Here is a 20175-nt window from a genome sequence, read left to right on the forward strand (position 1 = left end):
ATAACCTCAACCCCTACCGTTGTCTTGAGTGATTTCATTTATGTTGGCAGATTTTGGGTAGCAGAAAATCTCCAATCCTTTTACGAAAATTTTCTTAACTCAACCTGAGTTCGGTTTTTACTTCTAGAGATCCTTACAACTTCGCGTCAAGATACTTTACAATCAGCAATATTGCCCTGGGCATAATTAACAAAGACTTTAGAAGTTTAATACAAAGTTTTTTGGTCGCCCGCCCTTGCTACACGGGCAATCTAACAGTCATCCATCCCCTGATGGTTTGTCAAAGCTTGTAGCACTATCCCTTAGAGAAGAAAGATGAAAGACCTCACCCGCTATCGCAACATTGGTATCTTTGCCCACGTAGATGCTGGTAAAACCACCACTACAGAAAGAATCTTGAAGTTAACCGGCAAAATCCACAAGATTGGTGAAGTGCACGAAGGTGAGGCCACCACTGACTTCATGGAGCAGGAGCAAGAGCGGGGGATTACGATTCAGTCCGCTGCCACCTCTTGTGTTTGGAACGATCACCAGCTCAACATTATTGATACCCCTGGACACGTTGATTTCACCATTGAGGTTTATCGCTCCCTTAAGGTTTTGGATGGCGGCGTCGGTGTATTTTGTGGCTCTGGTGGGGTAGAACCTCAATCCGAGACCAACTGGCGCTACGCGAACGACTCTAAAGTCGCCCGGATTATCTATGTCAATAAACTAGACCGCACCGGGGCTGACTTTTACCGCGTTGTTGACCAAGTTGAAAAAATCCTGGCCGCCAGGCCTTTAGTCATGACTCTGCCTATCGGCACCGAAAACGAATTTATCGGTGTCGTGGATGTGCTTACGGAAAAAGCCTGGGTTTGGGATGATTCCGGCGAGCCCATGAACTATGAAATCCAAGACGTCCCTGAAGATATGAAGGACGATCTTGCCACCTACCGCGAGATGCTAATCGAGACAGCGGTCGAGCAAGATGACGACCTCATGGAAAAATATTTGGAAGGCGAAGAAGTCAGCATCGAAGACTTGAAGCGCTGTATCCGCAAAGGAACCCGTGATCTGGAATTTTTCCCCACTTACTGTGGATCTGCTTTTAAAAACAAGGGTGTACAGCTCGTCCTGGATGCAGTCGTTGACTATTTGCCCAACCCCAAAGAAGTCAAACCTCAACCAGAAGTTGATCTGGAAGGTAATGAAACAGGTAACTTTGCCGTTGTCAATCCAGATAACCCCATGCGGGCCTTGGCATTCAAAATTATGGATGACCGATTTGGAGCGCTGACCTTTACCCGTATCTACTCCGGCACGATTTCTAAAGGCGATACGGTTCTCAATACTGCCACCGGTAAAACCGAACGGATTGGCCGTCTTGTGGAGATGCATGCCGACTCTCGCGAGGAAATTACTTCCGCTCAAGCGGGCGACATTATCGCTATTGTCGGTCTCAAGAATGTGCAGACAGGACATACCCTCTGCGATCCGAAAGAGCCTGCGACCCTTGAACCCATGGTCTTTCCTGCCCCCGTGATTTCAATCGCGGTTGCGCCCAAAACAAAGGGCGGAGACGAAAAGATGGGAATGGCCCTCAGCAAAATGGTGCAAGAAGATCCCTCTTTCCATGTGGTAACGGATGAAGAGAGTGGTGAAACCATCATTAAAGGGATGGGCGAGCTTCACCTTGATATTAAGGTGGATATTCTTAAGCGCACCCATGGTATCGAAGTGGAAGTCGGTAAACCCCAAGTGGCCTATCGAGAATCCATTACTAAGCGTCTTGAAGATAGCTATACCCACAAGAAACAGTCGGGTGGTTCGGGTCAGTACGGCAAGATTGATTATGTCGTCGAGCCGGGCGAACAAGGTTCAGGCTTCCAGTTTGAATCTAAGGTCACAGGGGGTAACGTTCCTCGTGAATACTGGCCTGCGGTAGAGAAAGGATTTGGCAATAGTATCGATAAAGGTGTACTGGCAGGGTTCCCTTGTGTTGATATCAAGGTAACGTTGACGGATGGCTCCTTCCACCCGGTTGACTCTTCTGCCATTGCCTTTGAAATTGCTGCCAAGTCAGCCTATCGTCAGTCCATTCCTAAGGCCGGTCCTCAATTACTGGAACCGATCATGAGTGTAGATGCCTTCACCCCTGACGATCATGTGGGGGATGTGATCGGTGACCTCAACCGTCGTCGAGGCATGATTAAGTCCCAAGACTCTAATCCCATGGGATCTCGCATCAAAGCAGATGTGCCCTTGAGTGAGATGTTTGGCTACATTGGCGACTTGCGGACCATGACCTCTGGTCGCGGTCAGTTCTCCATGGAGTTTTCCCATTACGCCCCTTGCCCCACAAATGTGGCGGAAGAGGTGATTAAGGAAGCCAAGGAACGTCAAGAAGCCAAGTAATTACAAACTAAAGTAATCCAACAAACGGCACTTTCTACTTTTGGAAGGTGCCGTTTTTGTTGGCTCTTGTTCGCGAGGTTTGCTTTGATATCCTCAATAATCTCAACGCAGATGACTCATTCCATTGACCATTTTCCGTTAGCCGCAAAACGAACTTGAACGGTTCTCCGCTGAGTTTTGAGAAAGGTTTGGCGAGACCAAGTGAGTAAGAAAGAACGTTGCTCAATGGCGGCTTGAGACGTACCGATATTGATGGGGTTACTGGCACTATCCAACTGCAGACTAACACCTGGCGCAGCTTCCAACACTTCAACCGCAGCAGAAGCAAGAAATAGATGATTGTCCTTCTCAAGATTTGTCCACGTTAAGCGCAGCTTTGCTGCCGGATCACCCAGACTAAAGGTAGCTTGATGGCGTTGTGACGAATCAACAACAGGGACCGAAGGAGAATCATTGTGCTGATCTAAACCCTCAGACAACTCCAGAGGAGTTCCTAAAGGTCCTACAGGGGTAGTCGGTCCACCGCAACCCGCAAGCAGCAATGAGCCTATCAGCGCCATACTCCCCAGCCTGAGATAAGCACTGGATTGGGACTGTTGTGAGGCTCGAGCGCCAGAAGTCATAACAATTCAGCCACTATTTAGGATTGATCGTTCTGATCGTCAAGACTTGGGGTGGCGTAGAATCAGCGGGATAGAGAAATTCAACATTCACCAATTGCTTTTTCTTGGGCGGAATCGGTAAGGTCAGTAACGCTTTGCCCCGCTCTCCCCGGCGCTGCACTAAGTGGAAAAAGCGTCTTTGGGACTTGCCTGCACCATCGGTATAACTCAGCTTCAGCGTCCCTCGAAAAAAAGCAGGGCCACCAGGAGATTTTAAAAAGCGCAAGCCCTTGTCAGACAGCTTATCTTCCTTGATCGGTGTTTGCAGGGACAGGGTCACCTTTTGTGGATCATCGGTGTTGTTCTTGAGGGGTAAGTCCAGCTTGTACCGCAACCCATAATTGCCGTGGGATTTGTAAGCAGTATCTTCATACCGAACCAACATGGGGGCACTTTGGATTTGATCCGTGCCTAAGGTGCCGCGATCTAGGGTATTGATCGCATAGGAAAATGCTTCACCCGGCTTAGGAATATCTAAGCTATCTGCTCCAGGCTTATTGGCAATCGTTGCCTTCCATTCCGAGCCTTTGGATACCCCGGCAACCCGCCCATAAAAGAATTTTTCCGAATCAGAGTCGGGAGGAGTCGGAGCTTTATCCCTTGGACTGACCAAGTTTCCCTTAGCCAAGGTTTGCTTCCAGTCTTCTAAAAGCGGGGCCTGAAATTTCCATTTCGATGGAGATCGAGCATAACGGGTCATGCTGGCAGCATAGAGCTTGCCGTTGGTCCATAACCGTAGCCAAGTGGTGCGGCTATTGCTGGGGGGAAGTTGCAAATTCACCAGCATCTTGCTTTGACCCGGCGGAATAACCAGATTGGTGGCCCAACCAGCCTGTCGTTTGCGACGGAGAACTTCCCCCGCCGTTCGACTACCGGGACCCGAATAGATGTTGCCGCCTTGATCTGCAGAGTGGGCAGGAAGATCCACAAACGGGGCCTGGGACTGACTGAGATAGCTATTAGCTTGCAAAACCAGCACCTTTACAGGCTTGCTGGAGGGATTATGTAGCAATACTCCCAAATACAAGGGCCGCTTTCCCTTTTTAGAGTCAATCCGGGTGACATGATGGGCAAATACATCAAACCGACCGGTCAAGGCATAGTTCAAATGGGCTTCGGGGAACTGTTTACCAGACTCAGGAAACGTAGAGAGAAGAATCCCTTCAGATTTAACAATTTCTGGGCTGTTGCTATTAAAAACAGGAAATTGATCCAGTTTTCCCGGCAATGCCCTCACTTCCTGGGGAACAAGCACTTCGGGTGCGGCGGCAATCGTACTTGCTTGAGCGAGAAGTAGGGTAGACAGGAAAAATGACATGAATGAATCAATCAATACAATTGAGCGAATAAATTCTACCAGCCCATGATCCCCACATTGAAGACCAATGGGCCGCTTTGATAGATGACCCATCCTTAGGGAATAGCTTGCGATAGTAAGTTTTCAAAGGCCCGCCGTTCATGGGGACTGCCCACTAAAAGTAACCGATCGCCAGTTTCTAAGAGCGTAAAAGCATGGGGATAGCGAAAGATGCGCTGGCCCCGCCGCACAGCCATAATGGTTGCCCCCGTACGGCTACGAATCTGAGTCTGGGAAATCGTTTGATTGATGAAGGGAGAGTTGGGCTTCAGGGTGTACCAACGGCCTTCGAGTCCTTCGACAACTTTGCCTAATTCAGGGGGAACACGATCCCCCAACTGCTTGGGCACAATTTCACGGTAGTGGCCTGCCCGATAGGTATTGGCAATGGTCTGGACTTGCTGAATGGGGTCACCTAAATTGAGCAATACATGGGCTCCCATTTCTAGGGATGCTTCAAATTCGGGCTGCACCACCTCTTTAGCGCCAAGTTGGTAGAGTACATCAATTTCTTGGATGGCGTGGGCGCGAACAGTGACATCTAATCCGGGAACCATGCTTAAAGCCCGCTTTAGGGTCAGCCGGGTCGCCAAGGGGTCAGGAAGGGCGATGGCAAGGACGCGGGCTCGGTCTAATTTGGATTTACGCAATACCAACTCACTAGAAGCATCGCCAAATAGATAGGGGATTTTCTGGTCTCGCAAGGTCTGTAAGGTTGCTTCATTATTTTCGATCACTAGGACAGGATGTTCTTGCGATCGCAACATCCGTACCAAGGTTTGTCCAACTCGACCATAGCCAGCAACAACACAATGTCCCGCTAAGCCATCCGGAATCGCCACTTCTTTCGGACGTTGAGTATAAATAAACCACCGCCCAATACCCGGTATGCGCTCAAGATAATTCGGGAGACGCGTCGAAAGCTTAAAGACAAAGGGGGTAATCAGTAAGGTAATGGCCGTCGTTCCCACCATCAAGCCATATAACCGAGGAGAGAACAGATCCAGATCCACGGCGACACCCGCGAGCACAAAGGAAAACTCACCGATTTGATTAATCCCTAGACCCACTTTGAGGGCAGTGCTAAAGCCATAGCCAAAGATCACAACTAAGGTCGTGACGATCAGGGCCTTACCCACCATCACAATCGCCACCAAACTGAGCAGAGTCCCCAAATTTTCAACCAAAAACACGGGGTCAATCAGCATACCAATGGAGGCGAAAAACAAGGTGGCGAAGACATCCCGCATGGGCAAAATACTTTGCAAGGCATGGTCTGCATATTCCACCTGAGACACCATCAAACCTGCCACAAATGCCCCCATTTCAATGCCTAAGCCCATGGAGGCTGTGGCCAAGGCAACCCCCATGCAGAGGGCAACCACGCTCAGTACAAACAGTTCTTGCGACCCCGTCTGGGCCACCTTTTTCATCAGAGTCGGGACAATTTTCAGTCCGGCAACAACCGCTAATAGAAAAAACAAGGCGGTTTTGAGTACAGCGACCAGCAAGGCTTGGCCAATAGTGGCGGCTGGTTGGGTCAATATCGGCAACACCGCCAGCATCAGTCCCAAACTCAGATCCTGAATAATCAGAATTCCCAGCATGACTTGGCCATGCATCGTCTGCATTTCATTGCGCTCAATTAGGCTTTTGAGCACAACAGCCGTTGATGATAGGGAAAGCACCGCTCCCAGAAAAATCGCTTGGGGCAAGGTGTCTACCCAGTGGGTAAAGTAGGCCAATCCACCCCCCAAAAGGGTAGTGAGTAGGACTTGCAGGGTGCCGCCTCCCAAGGCAATTTTGCGGACTTTTAAAAGATTGCTAAAGGAAAACTCTACTCCCAGAGCAAAGAGCAGCAGCACCACTCCCATCTCTGCGAAAAAGTTAATAGCGCCTTCAGCTTTAACGATTTCTAAGCCAGATGGACCTACGGCTAGCCCCGCTAGTAAATAGCCTAATAAGGCCGGTTGTCCAAGTCGAGTGGTGAGATAGCCACCAACAGCAGCAGTGCCTAAAACCGCTACCATATCGACAATAAGAGAAAGTTCTGCAGCCATAGGTCACTCTCTGAAGACAGGCTACTCTAACATCAATCCAGCAGTCTGCAATGTCTGTAAGATGCAAGCAACACCGTTAATATACAATTCTGCACACGCAATCGAGCTGTCTTTGCCTTGATCGGAGGTCCATGAAAATCTTAGTCGGCAATGATGATGGTATTTTTGCCCCTGGCGTGCGGGCCTTAGCCAATACTCTAGCCCTGGACCATGAGGTCACCGTCGTTTGCCCAGATCGAGAACGCTCAGCCACCGGGCATGGGCTAACGATTCATCAGCCCATTCGCGCAGAAAAAGTCCAATCCATGTTTGTGGATCAGGTGACCGCCTGGGCCTGTTCCGGCACCCCTGCTGACTGTATCAAGTTGGCTCTGGGAGCACTCCTAGAGAGTCCACCGGATTTTGTATTGTCGGGGATTAATCAAGGTCCCAACTTGGGCACAGACGTGCTGTACTCGGGTACTGTCTCAGCAGCAATGGAAGGGGTCATTGAAGGGATTACGAGTATTGCCTTTAGCTATGGCAGCTTTACTGAACAGCAGTTTCAGCCAGCAGCAAACTTCGGTAAGCAGCTATTAGATCACCTGATTCAGCATCCTTTATCTGAGCCGATGTTGCTGAATGTGAATGTCCCCGCTTTGCCTGCGAACCAGATTCAGGGGGTGGCGCTCACTCGGCAGGGCATTCGTCGTTACCATGACCTATTCGAGAAACGCATTGATCCGAGAGGGAAAACGTATTATTGGCTGGCGGGAGAAGTGATGGAAGATTTGGAAGGTGGAAGTGCCGATCTAGATATCCTCACTGATGTTCAGGCGATCCGTCAACGACTGATTGCCATCACACCTTTGCAATATAATCTCACTGCAACCCATAGCCTCAACCCCCTACTGAACTGGCTTACACCTCTTCAGAGACGATAATTCGTGATTTGATCACACGAATTGTTCTTATTTGGGCTAAAATTCACAGAAACCCGCAGAAGTTTCACTGCTTCGATATGATTGGACTAACGGCCGATTCGGTCCAGGCCATCCGCAAGCCATTTATGCAAGAAAAGCTTACCGTTCGCTTTTGGGGCGTCAGGGGCAGTATTGCTTGTCCAGGGCTACACACCGTTCGTTACGGTGGCAATACTCCCTGTGTGGAAGTGCAAGCCGGACACCATAAGTTCATTTTTGACGGCGGTACAGGACTTAGAGTCCTCGGACAAGAGCTGCTCAAACATCTGCCCATCGAAGCCCATCTCTTGTTTTCCCATACCCATTGGGATCATATTCAAGGGTTTCCATTTTTTTCTCCAGCCTTTATGCCGGGCAATCGTTTCCATATTTACGGCACCAAAGCATCTGATGGTAAGAACATCGAAAAACGCTTAACGGATCAGATGCTGCATCCCAATTTCCCCGTACCGCTGCAAATTATGGGGGGAAGTCTAAATTTTCATGATTTAGAAGTGGGCCAGACGATAGACGTCGAAGATATTACCATCCGCAATGCCATCCTCAATCACCCCGGTGGGTCGGTGGGCTATCGGCTAGAGTGGCAGGGGTTGACGGTGAGCTATGTCACCGATACTGAGCATTTTCCCGAGGCCTTAGATCCCAATGTATTGGCCTTAGCCGATCAAGCCCATGTATTGATTTACGACGCCACCTATACCGATGCTGAGTATCATGAATCGGGGAATAGCAAGGTGGGTTGGGGACATTCCACCTGGCAAGAAGCAATTAAAATTGCGCAAGCGGCGAAGGTTGATCAGCTCGTGCTATTCCACCATGATCCGCTCCACCATGATGTTTTCTTGGATGATATCGGGCGTCAAGCGGGCCATCGATTTAATAATGCCATTATTGCCCAAGAAGGCTTAAGCATCACCCTGACACCGAATGGTCAATCATCTTTGCAGTATGCCGAACTGGGTCGTGCCATTTCTTCCGTGCATGATTAAGTGGACGGTCCTAAACTGTGTCAAAATTTGACTTGTGTGGGTTACTTCATCATTAGAGACAGTTCGAACGCCAACGGTAGTCGCCCTTGGTAACTTTGATGGCATTCATCAAGGACATTGCCAGGTCATTCAATCTTTGCTGTCTGCCCGTTCAGGCCAAGCACACCCCGCTGAAGTAACGGTGGTTGCTTTTAACCCTCACCCCCAAGCTTTCTTCTCGGGTCAAGATCAGCCTCTGCTCACGCCACTGCCTGAGAAAGTAAAGTTGCTAGAGGATTTAGGGGTTGATCAGTTGGTGCTGATTCCCTTTGACCAAGCGTTAGCCAATCTCAGCCCCCAAGCCTTTGTAGAAGGTATTTTAGTCGCCAAGCTCCAGGCGCAATATATCAGCGTCGGGTTTAATTTCTTTTTTGGCTATAAGCGAGCAGGGACAGCCCAAGATTTGGTTGCGATCGCAGGTCAGCATCAAATCCCCGTCTCCATCACTGAACCCCAAACGAACGGTTCAGAGCCGATTAGCAGCTCTGCCATCCGCGAAGCATTACTCCAAGGAAACTTGGACAAAGCCCACCAAATGTTGGGACGGGCCTATGACCTGGCTGGGCCAGTGGTCACGGGCCAGCAGTTAGGACGGACCTTAGGCTTTCCCACAGCGAATTTGCAAGTGCCCATGGATAAATTTTGTCCACGCACCGGGGTGTATAGCGTTAGCGTCACCAGCGAACTCTGGTCTCAACCCCAACGCGGGGTGATGAACTGGGGCTGCCGACCCACGGTAGACGGTCAGCAACCGAGCTTAGAAGTGCATCTGCTCGATTGGTCAGGGGATCTATATGGGCATACTTTGACTGTGCATTTGCAGCAATTTCTGCGATCGGAACAAAAATTCGCCTCTTTAGAGACTCTCAAAGCCCAAATTCAGGCCGATTGTGAGATAGCTCGGGCGTCCCTCGCAGCGGTTGTCTAACCCATCCAGTTAGGTAGCTATGGTGAATACCCTTACCAGTGTCAGGCCCCAAGTTAAGCGACTGCAAGATAACCTCGGGACCACCATTGTTGGTAAACATGAGGCCATTCAGTTGGTGCTAGTGGCACTACTGGCCGGAGGACATGCTCTGTTAGAAGATGTGCCTGGAGTAGGTAAAACCTTGCTGGCTAAGTCTTTAGCCCGCTCCATTGATGGTCAGTTTCATCGAATTCAATGCACGCCAGATTTGCTGCCGAGTGATTTAACCGGGACCAATATTTGGAATCCCCAAGAAGGAAAATTTGAGTTTCTAGCCGGTCCAATTTTTGCCAATGTGCTGCTCACGGATGAAATTAACCGGGCCACTCCCCGGACTCAGTCTGCTCTGCTAGAAGTGATGGAAGAGGCCCAAGTCACCATTGATGGGGTGTCTCATCCCGTCCTCGATCCGTTTTTTGTGATTGCGACCCAAAACCCTGTTGAATATCAAGGCACGTTTCCTTTACCCGAAGCCCAGCTGGATCGGTTTGCCTTGGCTTTGAGTTTGGGCTATCCCTCAGAAGCAGAAGAACTGCAAATGCTAGAGCGTTTGAAGTCTGGCAAATCTTTTCAGAAATTACAGCCCTGCATTACCTTGGCTGAGGTCAAACAGCTCCAGCAAGACTGTCTAGCCATTCAAGTAGAATCTTCAGTCCAGCGCTATATCTTGGCGTTGGTGCGCGCCACGCGGGAGCATGATGATATTACTCTAGGTATCAGTCCTAGAGGGACGGTGACTCTCCAGCGAGCTAGTCAAGCCCTAGCGCTAATAAACGGACGAGATTACGTGCTGCCAGATGATGTAAAGTTCCTGGCTCCCCACGTACTTCGCCATCGCCTCATCCCTGCTGCCGGACATTCTGCCCAAGGGATTGTCGAGCAGTTACTGAATGCGATCGCAATTCCCTAACCGTCTCTCTTTATTTCAACTTCAATCCATCGGGCACCCTTCTTGGAACCGCCCAGAATAAGTCTGCGTCAGAGAGAATAGCATCTCGATATGTGCAGTCCGATGATTCTCGCGGGTTTACCAAGCTTGATTCATCCTTAAGTCAGCGCACAATCGATCCCCCAGCATTCTATAAGTGGGGATAGATGCCTTTGCCAAAAGCTATCCATCCCATCGATTTCAGGATTGGTGGTTCGTGATTTGGTGAAATTTGGACGTTATTTTTCCTCCCTCCTCTGCTGCCCCTATGACAAAGAAATTTTCTTGGTTGCATCTTGCGCTCTGTTCCCTGGCCCTACCCCTTAGCCTCAGTGCCTCGCCTGCGCAAGCACAAGTGCCGGGGTTCTGCCATTCCCCGCCGGGTGAGGCCAAAGCCAAACTCAAACTCCTGCGGGCATCCATTGCAGGAGATGCGGCTGCTCAGCAAGCCTACAACCAACAAGTTGCTGCAGATGCTCGCCAACTCCAACAATGCCGATCCCGCAATTGGCCTCAGAATCAGGCAATTTGGCTGCGGTTGCATGAGTGTGACCTAGAACCTGGTGTCCTCGACACCCTCCTGGACCGGATTGTCAGTCGAGGCTATAACCAAGTCTATGTGGAGGTGTTTTATAACGGTCGGGTACTTCTACCGTCTGCCAATAACCCGACCACTTGGGCTTCAGAGATTCGCAACCCCAAGTATGCCAAGCGTGATCTGCTGGCAGAGGCGATTAAAAAAGGGCGGGCCAGGGGGCTGAAGGTCTATGCCTGGATGTTTAGCCTCAATTACGGCCATCAATATGGACAACGGAGCGATCGCAACTCTGTATTGGCCCGTAACGGCAAAGGCAAAACCAGTCTGACCCTGTTGGACTATGCTGACCCCAATATCAATCTCGACAATGGCGATATTGATCGGGCCTTTGTCGATCCCTATAGCGCCCAGGCCCGCCAAGACTATGCCCGCATGCTGCAAGCGATATTACAGCGCAAACCCGATGGCGTCCTGTTTGACTATATTCGCTATCCTCGGCAAACCGGAGGGGCTTCAGTCAGCAGTAAACTCAGCGATCTATGGATTTTTGGTAATTCGTCCCGTCAATCCTTGATTAATCGGGCCACTAACAAAAAGGGACAGGCTGTGATTCAACATTATCTGCAACAGGGTTCGATTTCTGCAGGCACGTTAAAAAGTTTTGATACGCAATATCCCAAGGAGAAAGCAGCTCTTTGGCAAGGGCGCAGTATTCCTAAAGGCAAACTTCCCTCAGTCGGTATCCGGACTACTCGCTTGAATCGGGATTTGTGGTTGTTGAGTGTCGCCCATGCATACCAAGGGGTTGTGGATTACCTCTCGATTTTTGCCACCACCTCTATGCGTCAAGGCGTTCCTGCCGGGGCCGCCTTTTTCCCAGATGCGAACCGTAAGGTAGGTAAAGGCTATGACTCTAGAATGCAGCCCTGGCATCGGTTTCCTAAAAATATTGAATGGCATGCCATGTCCTACGGCACCTGTGGTGATACGAGCTGTATTGTTCAACAGGTGCAGCGGGTCTTACAGCGATCATCAGGAGCTCAGGTGAAGCCTGTGATTGCAGGGCGATGGGGCCAAATCTACCGCAACCGTCCTTCCTTAGAGGCCCAAATGTCGGCTATTCGCCGGGTTGCCCCCCAAGTTCGGACCGTCAGCCACTTTGATTTTTCATGGCAAGATCCACAGTTTGCCAATGCCCGCCGTTCTTGTCGGGTGACCTTGCTGCCAGAAGAGGATAGTTTACAGTCCTCTAGGGTTCCCTAGCCAGAGGTAGAACCAAAGAAGAGAGTTGGCCAGATGTAAGGATAAGTATATCCACATTTCAGGACCAGCAATGTCGGCATTGACCTGCCCTAGCGGTCGTACTCAAAACATTATCAATCCATCATGGCAAGCAAAGCCACCCATGTAAAACCTGTGGCCGTCAGTTTGTGGAAGCCCCTCAGCAACAGCGACTTGACTCATCCACTAAAAACCTGATCGATCAGCTATTGAGTAGGAGCGTAAAAATCTGTTAGCAGCCCCTTAGACCAACCAGAGTCTTATGGGTTCTGATTGATTATCCTAGATATAGACAACGCATGCAGATAACCAATATGGACCATCAACAACCCATTCAAGTGATTGGGGGAGGCTTAGCAGGGACTGAAGCAGCTTGGCAAATTGCCCAAGCAGGATGGCCCGTAATTTTGCATGAGATGCGCTCTGTAGAGGAAGAACGGCTGACGCCCGCTCACCATACGGATCAGCTAGCTGAGTTAGTCTGCAGTAATTCTTTTGGTGCACAATCTAGCGATCGCGCCGCCGGATTGCTCCATGCCGAACTGCGTCAGCTTGGCTCCATCATTATTAGCAAAGCCGATGAACATCAAGTTCCTGCCGGAGGAGCCTTAGCAGTCGATCGAGGCGTTTTTAGTCGCAATCTGACCGAAACGTTAGCGGAGCATCCCTGTGTCGAATTGCGTCGGGGCGAAGTGCCCGCCTTACCCGCAGACGGCATTGTGGTGTTGACTTCTGGGCCATTGACCAGTGCGGCTTTAACGGAGAGTTTGCATCAATTTACGGGGCAAGATTATCTCAGCTTTTTTGATGCCGCTAGCCCTATCATCGTGGGCGAATCCATTAATCGAGACGTGGCATTCCTGGCCTCTCGCTACGACCGAGGCGAAGCGGCCTATCTCAACTGCCCCATGAATCGGGAGCAATATTTAGCCTTTTTGCAGGCTATTTGTGCAGCAGAACAAGCTGAACTCAAGGATTTTGACAAAGAGACCGCTAAGTTTTTCGAGGGTTGTTTACCTATTGAAGAGATGGCACGCCGGGGGGAAGATACGATGCGCTATGGTCCTCTCAAGCCTGTGGGCTTATTCGATAACGACCGCTACGGCGATTTTCGTGCCCCTGAGAACCAGCAATACCGTCCTTATGCGGTAGCTCAACTCCGTCAGGAAGATAAAGCTGGAAAACTCTGGAATTTAGTGGGTTTCCAGACTAACTTGCGCTGGGGCGAACAAAAGCGAGTATTTCAAATGATTCCGGGGCTGGAGGCAGCGGAATTTGTGCGCATGGGCGTCATGCATCGCAATACGTTTATCAATGCTCCTGAGTTGCTGTATCCCACCTTGCAGTTTAAGCAACGGCCTACTTTGCTAGCAGCAGGACAGTTGATCGGTACAGAAGGCTATACAGCAGCGACGGCTGGGGGCTGGTTAGCCGGGACGAATGCAGTGCGGTTGGCCCAAGGCTTGGAACCTGTAGTGCTACCAACGACCACCATGAGTGGTTCTCTGTTTGAGTTCATTAGCTCAGCAACACCAAAGCATTTTCAGCCGATGCCACCCAACTTTGGCATTATTCCTGATCTGCCCCAGCGGGTTCGGAATAAGCGGGAACGCTATGGGGTCTATCGCGATCGCGCGCTGGCAGATTTAACGGATTGGATCACGGAACCTGCTGTTTATCGTCAAATAATGGCTCAGACAACCGTTTAAGTCTGAGGATCTAAGTTGTCAGAAGTAGGGGGCATTCTTTTGGGTATCTGGCTGCGGGGGTATTCCTTGCCATGTCGGAAAATCCAAGGTTGGTGTAAACGTCAAACTTATGAACACAATTTCCAGTTTTTTAGCTCAGCATCTTTAAAATAAGAAGTTCATCGTGATTATTGATGCTTACATTGTTGGATAGCTTCTATCACATGGTGAGCTGCCTGCTCAACATCTTCTAGAGTTGTGAATCGACCTAATCCAAATCTCAGTGTTGCTTTAGACAGTTGAGAAGACATCCCTAAAGCCGTCAACACATGGGAAGGAGAGGGTTTACTAGACGCACACGCAGATCCTGAAGATAGTGCTACATAGGGCTGCACTCCCAACAACAACGTTGCACCATCCACATCAGCAAAACTCACAGATAAACACCCCGGCAATCGCTGTTGAGGATGGCCATTCAAGTGAATCCCATCTAACACCTGTAACATCTTCCAAAGATGAGTTCTAAGCTCTGTCAAACGCTCTGCCTCTGTTGCTTGCTCCGCTAATCCCAGCTCAATCGCTTTCCCTAAACCGATAATTTGAGGCGTCGGCAACGTACCCGATCTCACATTCCGTTCTTGCCCACCTCCCTGCAATTGAGCGGCAACCTGCACATGGGGATGACGGCTACGAACATATAGCGCCCCAACCCCTTTAGGGCCATAGAGCTTATGCCCCGTGATTGACAGCAAATCAATTTGCATCGCCTCCACATCCAACGGGATTTTGCCAATCGCCTGAGCCGCATCCGTATGAAACAGAACATCATGGTGACGACACATATGACCTATTTCAGCGATGGGCTGTAATACTCCGATTTCATTATTTGCCGCCATCACCGACACCAAAATCGTATCGGCCCGTATCGCCTGTTCCAAACACTCCATATCTAGCAGCCCATCCGGTTGAGGAAGCAAATACGTCACCTCAAACCCTAGCTTTTCTAGATATTTACAGGGCTCTAAAACAGCATTATGCTCCGTCTGCATCGTAATTAGATGCCGTCCCTTACTGAGATAGACTTCTGCTATCCCCTTAATTGCGAGATTATTGGCCTCCGTCGCACCACTGGTAAACACAATCTCTTTAGGTTCCGCACCAATAGCCTGAGCAATCGTTTCACGGGCTAGGTCAACCGCTGCTTTCGCTTCCCAACCATAGAGATGATTATTGCTAGAAGGATTGCCAGGACAGTCCGTAAAGTAGGGCAGCATTGCCTCCACTACCCTCGGGTCTACTGGGGTTGTCGCTTGGCAGTCTAGATAAATTGGGCGCTCAGGCAAAGAGGGCATCATTCAAATGTCGCCAGAGAGGACTGCAAACTCTTTCTACGGGTGTATCAGTTTAGGTATAAACAGTTCGAATTAATAGGTGCAATAAGGGTAATTTATACACCTATTAATTCGAACATCTTTACTCTGGCACATCACCAACAGCCTGAGACGTTTGAGCCTGGACAGTCAGCGGATACCCTGCAGGTGACCCCGCTGACCATTCCCACATGGAACCAGCATAGTTTTGCACCTGAAACCCCAAGTCAGCCAGAACAACCGTTAGCCATCCCGAGCGAATCCCCCCAGTACAGTAAGCCACCACCACAGTTTCTTGGGTAATCCCTAAATTAGCGAGTTTTGCCACAATCTGATCTCGGGGTAAAAGCCTGCCTTGAGGCGTTAACAGATCCTGAAAATGTAGGGAAATAGCCCCCGGCACATGCCCTCGCCGCTGCTCTCCATAAGGAGTCGCTCCTGCATACTCTTTGGGAGTACGCGTATCGATTAACACTAGATTGGGTCGATCAAGAGCCGCTTTTAATTCCGCTTTCTGAATCTGCCAGGTGGGATTTCTTTGAACCTCAAAATCTCCCTGTTTCGGCATGTCGGGAGCAGTCAGGTTCAATGACACTAAGGCTGAATACCCACCGTCCACCATCACCGCCTGTGGATGCCCTAGAGTTCTCAACATCCAAACAATCCGTCCCTCCTCTCCCCAACCCTGCGGTGGATTGGCAAAAACAACCACAGGCCGCTCTTTGGAGATTCCTAATCTCCTGAGTTTCTGGTTTAAAACTGCATCGCTCTCTAGCAGCGTTCCTTTGCGGACTTTATTAGAGGGAGAAAAATCTTGCCATCGCACCGGAATACTCCCCGGTAGCTGATTGAAACCCAACCACTGATTCCCTCGGGCATCCAGCAGGGTAGCGCCTTGATCGACTAAAGCCTTAGCTTCTAATGCACTGACCACCCAAGTTTGTTCAAGCTGAGGTAGCTGGGAACGCAGCGTGTAAGAAATTTGCGGCGAATTTGTGCGAGAAGTAGTGTTTGTAGTGTGAGTGAATGCGATCGCACCCAAAAACAGCACAATTCCCAGAACTGCAGCTCGTATCACCTTTGCAGGAACAGGACTACGCATCATCCTATAAGTAGGATAGAAACCAAAAAGCTGGTGACATGACTCGAACATGCGACCGGCTGATTACAAATCAGCTGCTCTACCAACTGAGCTACACCAGCGTGCTTAGACATTATATAAGCGTTATGGCCAAAACGCCCATACCCATCAAACTAGCTCATCTATGATAATTCAGATATTCCCACTTTTTCATAAATGGTGGCAAATTCTCTGTAGATTGTAGAGAAGCACCCGTTGGGCAATAGCCATTGCCCTGCTCTCATCCGGTAGCAAGGTTGCCGTAATCCCTGATTTTGCCCTGCTCATGACTATGAATTGGACGGTTGAGCAAGTGATTGCTCTATCTCCGGACGATAAATCCACCAAAAACGGTAAAAGTTTGGCAAATGCCAGTAAATGGCAAACCTTATGCACAAATAACCAGGCCATTTGGGGCGAATGTCGCGGCAGTGGCAAGAAGCCTTACCGCACCCAAATTGATCTCAGCGAACCCGCTTTTCGCTGTAGCTGCCCGAGCCGCAAGTTTCCCTGCAAGCATTCCCTGGCACTGTTTTTGCTGCTAGCTAACCAAGTCGATTTATTTACCACCGCCGATCCACCTGACTGGGTACAGGAATGGTTAGAGAAGCGCTCGAAAACCGCATCACGCAAGCAGGCCAAGGCCGCCACCGCCGATCCAGAAGCCCAAGCCAAGCGTATCGCTCAGCGAGAAACCAAAATCCTTGCAGGTCTGGCCGATTTAGACCAGTGGCTCCAGGATTTAATGCGTCAGGGCTTAGCCACTGCCCAAACTCAACCCTATAGCTTTTGGGAAAAGGCCGCCGCCCGCATGGTCGATGCCCAAGCCCCCGGACTCGCCCGTCGCCTACGAGAAATGGCCAGTATTCCTCACACAGGCGGCAATTGGCCTTCTCGCCTGTTAGCCGAACTGGGCAAGCTTTATTTGCTCATGCAAGGCTATCAGCGACTGGCAACTTTACCAGAAGCCGTGCAAGCAGAACTGCGATCGCAAATCGGCTGGACCCAAAAACAAGAGGATCTGCTCACTAGCCCCTCCCCTCTAGCGGTCAAGGATACCTGGTCAGTCCTGGGCAAACGGATCACCACCGAAGAAAACTTAAATGTTCAACGCGTCTGGCTTTGGGGAATCACCCATCAACGCCCTGCCCTCATTCTCAGTTTTGGGTATCAAAATCAGCCCCTCGACACCAGCTTGATACCCGGAACTCAGATCTCGGCAGAGTTGGTGTTCTATCCAGGACTCTATCCCCTACGGGCATTGGTCAAAGAGCGACAACCTGGCGTTGACCTCATCCCCCCATCTGGAGGTGCAGTCCAGCTGGCTGACGCCATCACCCATTACGGAACTGCACTAGCCACCAACCCTTGGCTAGTACAGTTTCCATTGCTGTTAACAGCAGTCATCCCTCACCAGAAGGATCAACAATGGTACATCGCAGATTCTCATGGGCATCACTTACCCCTCCAGTTAGGGTTTGATGCTTGGTCCCTGCTGGCCTTAAGTGGTGGGCATCCAATCATGCTCTTTGGTGAATGGAATGGCCACAACCTCCTCCCCCTCAGCCTATGGCCTGACAACCGCTTTGTCCCTTGCTAGGAGATCATGATGCCAACCCCTTGGGAACAGCTAGTCGCCCATGCCTTAATCGGTACCGATCGCCAAGCTCCACAATTGCCAACGGGCGAGGGGCAACTCGAAGTATTGCTGAGCCAAGTTCCCCCAGAGCCCGAACCCATGCTCTTACAATCTGCGGGTATTTTGGCCAGTTATCAACAGGCAGGACAATGTGCATTCTCTCAGGTGGGACCACTACCGAATCCCTGTCCAGAGGAAACCTTATCCCGCTGCAGTGATCGTACCCATCAACATCTACAAACGATTCTCAATGGCGAATACAAAGACGTTTTATATGAACTCTTGGATCTCATGGGCCAAGCTCACCAATATGTTCCAGCAGAAACCTTACCCGCCCTCTTAGATCAGGGCCGTGGGCACACCCAGGTACGACCCCGTATCCAAAATGTTATGGGTGAACGGGGTCGCTGGTTGGCACAACAACATTCGGCTTGGGCTTATGCAGCAGGTCAACCTTTGCCTTATACCCAGGCTGGGGAAATCGACCAAGAGGCTGTGGAAAACTTGTGGAAAACTTCTGATTACGCCCTCCGAATCGATCTGTTGAAAACTTTCAGAAGTCTTAATCCTCAAGCCGCTCGAGAGATGTTGAGCACCACATGGAAACAAGAAAAGGCGAAAGATCGAGCAACGTTTCTCGCCATCCTAACCACGCATCTCAGTGTAGAAGATGAACCCTTTCTAGAGATAGCATTACATGATCGCGCCCAGGAAGTCCGCACCTGTGCAGGTGGCCTGCTAGCCCATTTGCCCGATTCACAATATTGCCAGCGCATGACTGCCCAGGTACAAACCTATATTCAGTTTGAGGACAATACCCTCTCCATTACACTCCCCAAAGATGATGGCTCCTGGAAAACTGAGCGTTCTTACTCCCAATCAAGTCAGTTAGGAAGGCGAGGGAGTCTGCTAATGCGAATCGTAGCAGGCGTTCCCTTAAACTTTTGGTCAGGCGATATAGATGCTCTGATCCAAACCGCCCAGACACACCAACAGGGTGCTGCTCTATTACAAGGATGGACCATCGCAGCCCAGAGACAAGCCAATCCATCGTGGATCCAACGAATGATGGGCTATTGGCTCAGCAATCCTACCGAGAAGCAAACCTATGACCCTATTGATTTTCTGATTAAACGGTTGCCCGCTGAACAGGTTGAGCCGCTATTTCTAAAATACCTAGCCGAATCCAGCTCTCCAGCAGAAAAAGCCACGAAATATATCAGATTAGCCAAGTGGGGCCCATTATTTAGTCCTAATTTCAGTCAAGTCTGGTGGGAAACCCTCGAGCCTGACCTCAACCTATTACTTGCCAACACTTCAAATTCTTTCCAGGCACGATCACCTTTTGCAACGTTGCTATCGCTGTTCGAGACCGTGTCTTTCAATCTGCATCCCATCATTGCAGATGATGTCATTGCTTACCTCAACCACTTGAATAGCGATTCATTCTCGACCTATCAACAAAACAGCTTGATGCTATGGCAAAACACCCTTGAATTTCGTAAATCTATCTGGGCAGAGTTTTAAAACTCCTTAGCTTCTAGATCAATTCAGACCAAGTGATTTTTTTCATCACTTCTACAAAAGTCTTCAGCATACAAACCGTACTCTACATTGATGTCTAGCTTGAGCTTCATTCAGGCTATCTCAATACTAAGGAAGTTAAAGCTATAAAATATAGCGATAAATAGAGATTACAGGAGTATAAGCAATTCTATAACAAAATTTTTTACTAATAAAGCTTAAATCAAGAGTTTTGGCTTAAAAAACTTTAGCTTGAATAAGCTATCGAAAAGGCAAATATTTATCTTCTTCCACAAGAAAATAGCAATTATTTTTATTTGTGAAATTTTTAATTTCAACCTAAAAAGCTGTTCTCAATACCTCAAAATAAATTAATAATTCATATCTATTTTGATGCTATAAAAGAGTAAATCTTGCATCACGGAATACTGATATTCTTTATGCGTTATCAATAATATAGAAGTGCTTCACTCTATAAGGCTTGGATATTTTACCCAACTTCATAGGGATAGTTTTAGATATTTATAAATTGTTGGGGGAGGAGTAAAATTTTATCAACCATCTGGTGAGTGCTTTTGATGTCATCGCTTCAAAAACGAGTTGACAGCACAAAAAATTATCCGTAATAACACGCAAGCACCCTGATATTTA

At 49.3% G+C, this 20175-nt stretch carries 14 protein-coding genes and 1 tRNA gene; 9 read left to right on the forward strand and 6 right to left on the reverse strand.

From position 1 onward, the window contains the following. Positions 1-315 precede the first annotated feature (315 nt). Positions 316-2400 (forward strand): elongation factor G, encoded by a 2085-nt coding sequence (gene fusA / locus I1H34_RS24070; protein WP_212663410.1) that lies wholly within the window; start codon positions 316-318, stop codon positions 2398-2400. Positions 2401-2516: 116 nt separating this feature from the next. Here the strand turns inward: fusA and I1H34_RS24075 are convergent, their stop codons facing one another. From I1H34_RS24075 to I1H34_RS24085, 3 genes are all read right to left on the reverse strand, one after another. Next, positions 2517-3023 carry a hypothetical protein gene (locus I1H34_RS24075; RefSeq protein ID WP_212663411.1) on the reverse strand — a complete coding sequence of 169 codons (507 nt, stop codon included), beginning with the start codon at positions 3021-3023 and terminating at the stop codon, positions 2517-2519. Between the two features lie 13 nt (positions 3024-3036). Further along, on the reverse strand, positions 3037-4380 hold the full coding sequence (locus I1H34_RS24080; protein ID WP_212663412.1) for a DUF3370 domain-containing protein: 1344 nt from the start codon (positions 4378-4380) through the stop codon (positions 3037-3039). A gap of 95 nt (positions 4381-4475) precedes the next feature. Then, the gene (locus I1H34_RS24085) at positions 4476-6479 is read right to left on the reverse strand and encodes a monovalent cation:proton antiporter family protein (protein ID WP_212663413.1); all 2004 of its coding nucleotides are present in this window, start codon (positions 6477-6479) and stop codon (positions 4476-4478) included. A gap of 131 nt (positions 6480-6610) precedes the next feature. On the opposite strand from I1H34_RS24085, the gene surE reads away from it, so the two are divergent. From surE to trmFO, 6 genes are all read left to right on the forward strand, one after another. Continuing rightward, positions 6611-7402: a 5'/3'-nucleotidase SurE gene (gene surE / locus I1H34_RS24090; RefSeq protein ID WP_212663414.1), complete on the forward strand. Its 792-nt coding sequence runs from the start codon at positions 6611-6613 to the stop codon at positions 7400-7402. Between the two features lie 77 nt (positions 7403-7479). Continuing rightward, positions 7480-8430, forward strand: coding sequence for an MBL fold metallo-hydrolase (locus I1H34_RS24095; protein ID WP_315874853.1), 951 nt, complete (start codon positions 7480-7482; stop codon positions 8428-8430). Between the two features lie 34 nt (positions 8431-8464). Then, on the forward strand, positions 8465-9397 hold the full coding sequence (locus I1H34_RS24100; RefSeq protein WP_212663415.1) for a bifunctional riboflavin kinase/FAD synthetase: 933 nt from the start codon (positions 8465-8467) through the stop codon (positions 9395-9397). Between the two features lie 19 nt (positions 9398-9416). Continuing rightward, positions 9417-10346: an AAA family ATPase gene (locus I1H34_RS24105; protein WP_212663416.1), complete on the forward strand. Its 930-nt coding sequence runs from the start codon at positions 9417-9419 to the stop codon at positions 10344-10346. A 286-nt stretch (positions 10347-10632) separates the two neighbouring features. Further along, a complete protein-coding gene (locus I1H34_RS24110; RefSeq protein ID WP_249369567.1) occupies positions 10633-12165 on the forward strand; it encodes a family 10 glycosylhydrolase in 1533 nt (510 codons plus the stop codon). Between the two features lie 332 nt (positions 12166-12497). Beyond that, a complete protein-coding gene (trmFO, locus tag I1H34_RS24115; RefSeq protein ID WP_212663418.1) occupies positions 12498-13892 on the forward strand; it encodes an FADH(2)-oxidizing methylenetetrahydrofolate--tRNA-(uracil(54)-C(5))-methyltransferase TrmFO in 1395 nt (464 codons plus the stop codon). 167 nt (positions 13893-14059) lie between these two features. Here the strand turns inward: trmFO and I1H34_RS24120 are convergent, their stop codons facing one another. The 3 genes from I1H34_RS24120 to I1H34_RS24130 form a co-directional block, all read right to left on the reverse strand. Beyond that, the gene (locus I1H34_RS24120) at positions 14060-15226 is read right to left on the reverse strand and encodes a cysteine desulfurase family protein (RefSeq protein WP_212663419.1); all 1167 of its coding nucleotides are present in this window, start codon (positions 15224-15226) and stop codon (positions 14060-14062) included. Between the two features lie 118 nt (positions 15227-15344). Continuing rightward, on the reverse strand, positions 15345-16346 hold the full coding sequence (locus I1H34_RS24125; RefSeq protein WP_249369568.1) for a sulfurtransferase: 1002 nt from the start codon (positions 16344-16346) through the stop codon (positions 15345-15347). Positions 16347-16371: 25 nt separating this feature from the next. Beyond that, a tRNA-Thr gene (locus I1H34_RS24130) sits at positions 16372-16444 on the reverse strand. 203 nt (positions 16445-16647) lie between these two features. Between I1H34_RS24130 and I1H34_RS24135 the strand changes: the two genes are divergently transcribed. Further along, entirely contained in the window at positions 16648-17961 is a 1314-nt protein-coding gene (locus I1H34_RS24135; protein WP_212663420.1) for an SWIM zinc finger family protein, read from the forward strand. A 6-nt stretch (positions 17962-17967) separates the two neighbouring features. After that, entirely contained in the window at positions 17968-19527 is a 1560-nt protein-coding gene (locus I1H34_RS24140; protein WP_249369572.1) for a DUF5691 domain-containing protein, read from the forward strand. The last annotated feature ends 648 nt before the right edge of the window (positions 19528-20175 follow it).

The organism is Acaryochloris marina S15, from assembly GCF_018336915.1.
In the GTDB taxonomy this organism is placed as follows: Bacteria; Cyanobacteriota; Cyanobacteriia; order Thermosynechococcales; family Thermosynechococcaceae; genus Acaryochloris; species Acaryochloris marina_A.

What these genes read in the sequence shown, in the direction of transcription:
- I1H34_RS24080 (WP_212663412.1), bottom strand. Translation starts at nt 4,380, where the DNA reads ATGTCATTTTTCCTGTCTACCCTACTTCTCGCTCAAGCAAGTACGATT.
- I1H34_RS24125 (WP_249369568.1), bottom strand. Translation starts at nt 16,346, where the DNA reads ATGATGCGTAGTCCTGTTCCTGCAAAGGTGATACGAGCTGCAGTTCTG.
- trmFO (WP_212663418.1), top strand. Translation starts at nt 12,498, where the DNA reads ATGGACCATCAACAACCCATTCAAGTGATTGGGGGAGGCTTAGCAGGG.
- I1H34_RS24075 (WP_212663411.1), bottom strand. Translation starts at nt 3,023, where the DNA reads ATGACTTCTGGCGCTCGAGCCTCACAACAGTCCCAATCCAGTGCTTAT.
- I1H34_RS24120 (WP_212663419.1), bottom strand. Translation starts at nt 15,226, where the DNA reads ATGATGCCCTCTTTGCCTGAGCGCCCAATTTATCTAGACTGCCAAGCG.
- I1H34_RS24135 (WP_212663420.1), top strand. Translation starts at nt 16,648, where the DNA reads ATGACTATGAATTGGACGGTTGAGCAAGTGATTGCTCTATCTCCGGAC.
- I1H34_RS24095 (WP_315874853.1), top strand. Translation starts at nt 7,480, where the DNA reads ATGATTGGACTAACGGCCGATTCGGTCCAGGCCATCCGCAAGCCATTT.
- I1H34_RS24085 (WP_212663413.1), bottom strand. Translation starts at nt 6,479, where the DNA reads ATGGCTGCAGAACTTTCTCTTATTGTCGATATGGTAGCGGTTTTAGGC.
- fusA (WP_212663410.1), top strand. Translation starts at nt 316, where the DNA reads ATGAAAGACCTCACCCGCTATCGCAACATTGGTATCTTTGCCCACGTA.
- I1H34_RS24140 (WP_249369572.1), top strand. Translation starts at nt 17,968, where the DNA reads ATGATGCCAACCCCTTGGGAACAGCTAGTCGCCCATGCCTTAATCGGT.
- I1H34_RS24110 (WP_249369567.1), top strand. Translation starts at nt 10,633, where the DNA reads ATGACAAAGAAATTTTCTTGGTTGCATCTTGCGCTCTGTTCCCTGGCC.
- I1H34_RS24105 (WP_212663416.1), top strand. Translation starts at nt 9,417, where the DNA reads ATGGTGAATACCCTTACCAGTGTCAGGCCCCAAGTTAAGCGACTGCAA.
- surE (WP_212663414.1), top strand. Translation starts at nt 6,611, where the DNA reads ATGAAAATCTTAGTCGGCAATGATGATGGTATTTTTGCCCCTGGCGTG.